Origin of the sequence: Sulfitobacter sp. 15WGC (assembly GCF_005068605.1) — a bacterium.
GTDB lineage: Bacteria > Pseudomonadota > Alphaproteobacteria > Rhodobacterales > Rhodobacteraceae > Sulfitobacter > Sulfitobacter faviae.
Genome location: NZ_SZNL01000197.1, coordinates 1 through 252, shown reverse-complemented (window position 1 = coordinate 252; position 252 = coordinate 1). Strand labels below are relative to the sequence as shown.

The following is a 252-nucleotide window of genomic DNA, read 5'->3' as shown; positions in this document are numbered from 1 at the left end:
GGCAGGCCTAACACATGCAAGTCGAGCGAGACCTTCGGGTCTAGCGGCGGACGGGTTAGTAACGCGTGGGAACGTGCCCTTCTCTGCGGAATAGCCACTGGAAACGGTGAGTAATACCGCATACGCCTTCGGGGGAAAGATTTATCGGAGAAGGATCGGCCCGCGTTAGATTAGATAGTTGGTGGGGTAACGGCCTACCAAGTCTACGATCTATAGCTGGTTTTAGAGGATGATCAGCAACACTGGGACTGA

Annotated in this window: 1 rRNA gene; it reads left to right on the top strand. The window is 54.0% G+C overall.

The annotated features are described in order from the left end of the window. Window positions 1-252, top strand: a 16S ribosomal RNA gene (locus FCK22_RS18545); the annotation flags it as partial.